The sequence below is a fragment of the Phenylobacterium sp. genome, assembly GCF_016793225.1.
Classification (GTDB): domain Bacteria; phylum Pseudomonadota; class Alphaproteobacteria; order Caulobacterales; family Caulobacteraceae; genus Phenylobacterium.
This window is the reverse complement of sequence record NZ_JAEUMN010000162.1, coordinates 80,078-86,077: the sequence shown is the minus strand read 5'-3', so window position 1 is coordinate 86,077 and position 6,000 is coordinate 80,078. Positions and strand designations below refer to the sequence as shown.

The 6,000-nt window shown below is 70.9% G+C and carries 5 protein-coding genes; 2 read left to right on the top strand and 3 right to left on the bottom strand.

Annotated elements, in window-relative coordinates; genetic code table 11:
- Positions 1-1,669: transglycosylase domain-containing protein (locus JNK30_RS19555; RefSeq protein ID WP_293484861.1), on the top strand; the 1,669-nt coding region annotated here is incomplete at its 5' end.
- Positions 1,670-1,704: 35 nt separating this feature from the next.
- Here JNK30_RS19555 and JNK30_RS19550 read toward each other — a convergent pair.
- The 3 genes from JNK30_RS19550 to JNK30_RS19540 form a co-directional block, all read right to left on the bottom strand.
- On the bottom strand, positions 1,705-2,448 hold the full coding sequence (locus JNK30_RS19550) for a M48 family metallopeptidase (RefSeq protein ID WP_293484859.1): 744 nt from the start codon (positions 2,446-2,448) through the stop codon (positions 1,705-1,707).
- Positions 2,449-2,475: 27 nt separating this feature from the next.
- The gene (locus JNK30_RS19545) at positions 2,476-3,807 is read right to left on the bottom strand and encodes a polyhydroxyalkanoate depolymerase (protein WP_293484857.1); all 1,332 of its coding nucleotides are present in this window, start codon (positions 3,805-3,807) and stop codon (positions 2,476-2,478) included.
- Between the two features lie 145 nt (positions 3,808-3,952).
- Positions 3,953-4,564 carry an SCO family protein gene (locus tag JNK30_RS19540; protein WP_293484855.1) on the bottom strand — a complete coding sequence of 204 codons (612 nt, stop codon included), beginning with the start codon at positions 4,562-4,564 and terminating at the stop codon, positions 3,953-3,955.
- A gap of 39 nt (positions 4,565-4,603) precedes the next feature.
- Between JNK30_RS19540 and JNK30_RS19535 the strand changes: the two genes are divergently transcribed.
- Positions 4,604-5,944, top strand: coding sequence for an ActS/PrrB/RegB family redox-sensitive histidine kinase (locus tag JNK30_RS19535; protein ID WP_293484853.1), 1,341 nt, complete (start codon positions 4,604-4,606; stop codon positions 5,942-5,944).
- The last annotated feature ends 56 nt before the right edge of the window (positions 5,945-6,000 follow it).

The window sequence follows — 6,000 nt, the reverse complement described above, 5'->3', positions numbered from 1 at the left end:
GGGCATCGTCCGAAGCCAGATCTACAACATGCGCAACAAGGACAGCGGCGGGCCCCTGCGCGGCGGGTCGACGATCACCCAGCAGCTCGCCCGCAACCTGTTCCTGACGCCCAACCAGAACTATCGCCGCAAGGCCCAGGAGCTGATCCTGGCCGTCTGGCTCGAGGCCAAGTTCTCGAAGAAGCAGATCCTCGAGCTGTATCTCAACCGCGTCTACTTCGGCGCCGGCGCCTACGGCATCGAGGCGGCCTCGCAGCGCTACTTCGGCAAGCCGGCCGCCCAGCTGTCCCTGGGCGAGAGCGCCCTGCTGGCCGGACTCATGAAGGGGCCCTCGCGCTACTCGCCCGTGGCCTCCACGGACCGGGCGGCGCGCCGGGCCACCATCGTGCTCGACGAGATGGTCGAGTACGGCTTCATCACGCCCGCCGAGCGCGAGGCGGCGATCCGCACAAAGGTCCGCGTGAACCCCGTGCTGGCCAACCAGCGGGCGCAGTACTTCACGGACTGGGTCGACGACCAGGTGCGCACGCTCGTGGGCGAGCCGACCGAGGATCTCGTCGTGGAGACCACCCTCGACCTGCCGCTGCAGGCGAGCGCCGAGCAGTCGGTGCTGGCCGGGGTGAACGCCGCCAAGGGCCAGGGCGTCGAGCAGGCCGCGCTGGTCTCCATCGACGGGGAAGGCCGGATCCGCGCCTACGTCGGCGGCACCAGCTACCTGCAGACGCAGTTCGACCGCGCCACGATGGCGCGTCGGCAGGCGGGCTCGGCCTTCAAGCCCTTCGTCTACCTCACCGCCATGGAGGCCGGCCGCACGCCCGAGACGCCGGTCGTGGACGAGCCGATCAAGATCGGCGAGTGGGAGCCGCGCAACTACACCGGCGAGTTCCTGGGGCCGATCACGATCCGCACGGCGTTCGCGCAGTCGGTGAACACGGTCGCGGCGAGGCTCGCCAACGAGGTGGGCACGGCGAACGTGGCGGCGACCGCCCGGCGGCTGGGGATCTCCTCGCCCATCCAGCTCGACCCCTCGATGGCGCTGGGCGCCGTGGAAGTCTCGCCGCTCGAGATGGCCCAGGCCTATGCGCCGTTCGCCAACGGCGGCTTCCTGGCCCGCGGATACGGCATCGAACGGATCCGCACGGCCGGCGGGCGCGTGCTCTACGACCACAACATGGACAAGGCGCCCCGCGCCCAGGTGATCGGCCAGCCCGCGCTCGCCTACATGGTCACGATGATGCGCGGGACGATCACCGGCGGGACCGGTACCCGCGCCAGCGTCCGCGGCTACGACCTGGCCGGCAAGACCGGCACCACGTCCGACTACAGGGACGCCTGGTTCGTGGGGTACACAGGCGGCTTCGTGACCGCCGTCTGGGTGGGCAAGGACGACAACAAGCCCATGCGCCGGGTGACCGGCGGCGGCGCGCCGGCCGGGATCTGGCGCGACTACATGACCGCCGCCCTGCCCCGCCTGAAGGTCGCCCCGATCCCGGGCGGCGACCTCGCTCCGCCGCCCGAGGACGAGGGGCCGATCGATCAGATCCTGGAAGGGGTGACCGACTTCTTCCGCGGCGACCGCGAGGAGGCGCCCCCGTCCGAGTTCGAGGATGCGCCGCCGCCGCCGCGGGCCCGCGACCGCGAGCGCCGCCAGCAGGAGCCGCCCTTCTAGGACGCAGCAGGGACCCCGGCCCGGCGGACGGCCGGTCAGCGCCCGAAGGCGTGCAGCCTGGCCCCCTCAGCCCGCAGCCAGGCGCGATGGCGGCGTTCGTCGCCGACCAGGCTGCGGACGTGGGCCCAGAAGCGCGGGCCGTGGTTCAGCTCGAGGAGGTGCGCGCACTCGTGGGCCGCGACGTAGTCGGCCACCTCGAACGGCGCCAGGGCCAGCCGCCAGGAGTAGCGGATCGACCCGGGCCCGCCGCGCGGGCCGGGCCGGCACGACCCCCAGCGCGACTTCGCGTCCGCCACCGTCACCTTCGGCATCGGCGCGCCCAGCCGGGCTGCGTAGTGCGCGGTGCGCGCCGTGAGCACCTCGGCGGCCTTCCTCTTGAGGACGAGCATGACGGCGCGGGAAAACCCCTCGCCTTCGCCCATGGCGGCGATGCGGGCCGTCGAGCCGTCGACGGGTTCGATCCAGCGCGCACGCCCCGCGCCGGACTCCAGCCGCACGGGCCGGCCGAAGACCTCGATCAGCATCCCGGGCGCCAGCGTCGCTGCTGCGGGCAGTTCGGCCATCCGCTCGGCGATCCAGCCGGCGCGCTCTCGGGCGAAGGCGGCGGCTTCCGGCAGCCGGCGCACGGAGGGCGCCGTGGCCACGACCTCCCGTCGCGTGCGGTCGAGCCGGAGCGAGACCCGCCGGGCCCGCACATTGACCTTGAGGCGCACGCGGGCCCCCGCGATCTCGAGATGATCGCCGTCGGACAGGCTCGAGGGGCGACTCAGGAAGTTCATCGCGCCCAGGTTAGGCGACAGACGCGGCTAGGTCTTGGCGGCCCGCGGACGGATCTGCACGACGCCGTCGGCCTCGGTGGCCCGCGCGGCGGCCGCCGCCGGGCGCCGCTTCACGTCCTTCTCCATCCGGCGCACGAAGTCGCGCACCCGGGGGTAGATCTCCTCGCGGAAGCGCTTGCCGTTGAACACGCCGTAGTGGCCGACGTGCGGCTGGATGTAGTCTTCCTTCATCTCGACCGGGAGGCCGAGGCAGAGCCTGTGCGCCGCCTGCGTCTGGCCGATGCCCGAGATGTCGTCGTTCTCGCCCTCGACGGTGAGCAGGCCCACGTCGGTGATCCGCTCGGGCTTCACCCGCCGGCCGCGATGCTCCAGCTCGCCCTTGGGCAGCAGGTAGCGCTGGAAGACCACGTCCACGGTCTGCAGGTAGAACTCTTCGGTGAGATCGAGCACCGAGAGGTACTCGTCGTAGAACTCCAGGTGCTTGTCGGCCGAGTCCCCGTCGCCTTCCATCAGGTGGGACAGGTAGCGCCGGTGCGCCTCCTGGTGCTTGTCGAGGTTCATCGACATGAAGCTCGCCAGCTGCACGAAGCCCGGATAGACGCGCCGGCCCGCGCCCAGGTGGGGCGGCGGTACGTTGTAGATCATGTTGGACTCGAACCAAGCGAACGGCCGCTCCTCGGCCAGCTTGTTGGTCACCGTGGGCGAGAGGCGCGCATCGATCGGCGAGCCCATGAAGGTCATCGAGGCGGGACGGCACTCCTCGTTGTCCTCGGCCATGAGCGAGACCGCCGCGAGCACCGGCGGCCCGGGCTGGCAGACGGCGACCACATGCGGGCGCGGGCCCAACTGGCGCAGCATCTCCCGGACGTGGTCGATGTAGTCGTGGAAGTCGAAACGGCCCTCGACGAGCGGCACGTCGCGCGCGTTCGTCCACTCGGTGATGAAGACCTCGTGGTCCTGGAGGAAGGCCTCCACCGTGCCGCGAAGCAGGGTCGCATAGTGGCCGGACAGCGGCGCCGCGATCAGGACCGCCGGCTCCAGCTCGGTCTTTCCGGCGCGGCGCAGGTCGCTCATGTCGCGCGCGAAGTGCGTGAGCTTGCACCAGGGGCTGGACCAGACCTCCTGCGTGCGCACCCGAACCCGGCTGCCGTTGATGGCGACCGAGCCGATGTTCCAGTCCGGCTTGCCGTAGCGGCGCGTCAGGTTCGCGAACAGGTCCGACGTGGCGTAGAGGCGCTTGCCCACCTCGGTGTCGGACGCGGGGTTGAGCGGCGAACTCCAGAAGTCACGCGCCGCCAGCGCCGCCCAGCGGAGCGGCGAAGCTGCGTAGTAGCCGGCCTCATAGAGCGTGTAGAGCATCGTCTGAACCTTGTGCGCCGCAACATACCCTGTCGGGTGTTAACGGCTTGCGCAAGGCGAAGGATGCGCGCCGCGAGACGAATCCCGCAAGCGGCGAAACAGCACAGCTATGCGGCGCCGCAGAACAAGGCGGTCTCTGCGAGCGTCAGCAATGGTCCGCGGCGGGGCCCGCCTGCATGGCGGTCCTGATCTTCGCCGCCGTCTGCTCGGGCGTCAGTTCGTAGGGCAGGACGCACGCCAGGCGGCCCTTCGGGTTCATCAGGTAGCTGTAGGCCGCGTGGTTCACCTGGTAGTCGGGGCCCTCGCCGGACTTCTGGTAGAACACCCGGTAGGCCTTGGCGGCGACGTCCACCTGGGCCAGCGTGCCGGTGAGGCCGATCAGCCGCTTGGGAAACGCCGGGTTCGCCACATAGGCGCGCATCTGCTCCACCGTGTCGCGCTGGGGGTCCACCGAGATCAGCACGGTCTGGACCTTTGCGGCCTCTGCGCCGAGCAGCGGCTCCACCTGGCCCATCTCGAACAGGGTCGTCGGGCAGATGTCCGGACAGTGGGTGAAGCCGAAGAACACCACGCTCCACTTGCCCTTCAGGACGTCCTGATCGACCGTACGTCCGGATGTGTCGACCAGTTGGAACGGTCCGCCCACGGCCGCGCTCTGGTCGGTGGGGCCGAGTACGCCCCTGCGGACGGCGAGAGCGGTGAGTATGGCCAACGCGACAGCCAAGACCGCAATGACCGCCAGGATCCGCCTGGACATGCGCACTCCTTCGCCGGGGCCGCCGCGGGGGGCCGCGGAATGACCCACGCCCCGGTCAGCAGCCTCGATACGGCGGCGCCCAACGCGCCGCAAGACGTGTGGGACACCGCCGACATCCGCCGGGGCCACCTGCGGGTGCGGACCCTGGTGAACGTCCGCTGGATGGTGATCGTCGGCGAGGCCGTGCTGGTGGCCGCCATGGCGTTCCTGCTGCGGTACGACGCGCCCTACCTGGCGTGCGCGGGCGTGATCGCGGCGGGCGCCGCGATCAACCTCGCCACCCGCGTGTCCGGCCCGATGCAGCGGGTGATGGCCGACCGCGAGGCGATCGGACAGCTGTCGATCGACGTGCTCCAGCTCTCCGCCGTGGTGAGCCTCGTGGGCGGCACGGCCAACCCGTTCGTGCTGCTCCTGATCGCGCCCGTCACGCTGGCGGCGGCGACCCTGCCCCTGCGTCCGCTGCTCTTCGTGGCGGGGCTGGCCTCGGCGGCCTCGATGCTGCTGGCGATCGTCTACCTGCCCTATCCCGGCTCCGAGCGGTTCAGCCTGGAGTTCCGGGTCATCGCCGGCGTCGCGAACATCGCCGGCATCGCGCTCGTCGCCGGCTACGTCCGGCAGTCCGTGGTGGAGGCCGCCCGCATCTCGCTCGCGCTCGATGTGACCCAGACGGTCCTGGCGCGCGAGCAACGGCTCTCGGCGCTGGGCGCGCTGGCCGCCGCCGCCGCCCACGAGCTGGGCACGCCGCTGGCGACCATCGCCATCGTCGCCAAGGAGATGGCGCGCGAGGCGCAGACGGCGACCGTCAAGGAGGACGCCGAGCTGCTGATCGCCCAGGCCGAGCGGTGCCGCGAGATCCTGAAGCGCCTGACCGCCACGCCTGACCGGGCCTCCGACGCCGTGCACGAACGCCTCTCGCTGCGCCAGCTGGTGCAGGAGGTGATCGAGCCTCACGCCAATGCGAGCAAGGAGGTGCGGGTCGAGGCCATCGTCACCGGCGCCAAGGACCTGAAGGCGCCCGATGTCCGCCGCCTGCCGGAGATCACCCACGCGTTCACGACCTTCCTGGAGAACGCCGTGGACTTCGCCCGGTCCGAGATCCTGGTGTCCGCCCGCTTCGACGCGGACACGATCACGATCGAGGTGCGCGACGACGGCCCGGGGTTCGCGCCCGACATCCTGGCGAAGCTGGGCGAGCCCTATGTCACGAGCCGCCCGGGCGCCGAGGGATCACGGACCGGCCACGTCGGTATGGGTCTCGGATTCTTCATCGCCAAGACGCTCTTGGAACGAACTGGGGCGGAAGTGACGTTTCACAATGCGAAGCCGCGCGGCGCCGTGGTGGCGGTGCGCTGGCCCAGGTCGCGGGTGGAGGCGTCTTGATGCTGGAGACACGGCAGCGCTTGCACGAAGCCATCAAGGTGCGACAGTCTGACGCA

What these genes read in the sequence shown, in the direction of transcription:
- JNK30_RS19540 (WP_293484855.1), bottom strand. Translation starts at nt 4,564, where the DNA reads ATGTCCAGGCGGATCCTGGCGGTCATTGCGGTCTTGGCTGTCGCGTTG.
- JNK30_RS19545 (WP_293484857.1), bottom strand. Translation starts at nt 3,807, where the DNA reads ATGCTCTACACGCTCTATGAGGCCGGCTACTACGCAGCTTCGCCGCTC.
- JNK30_RS19550 (WP_293484859.1), bottom strand. Translation starts at nt 2,448, where the DNA reads ATGAACTTCCTGAGTCGCCCCTCGAGCCTGTCCGACGGCGATCATCTC.
- JNK30_RS19535 (WP_293484853.1), top strand. Translation starts at nt 4,604, where the DNA reads ATGACCCACGCCCCGGTCAGCAGCCTCGATACGGCGGCGCCCAACGCG.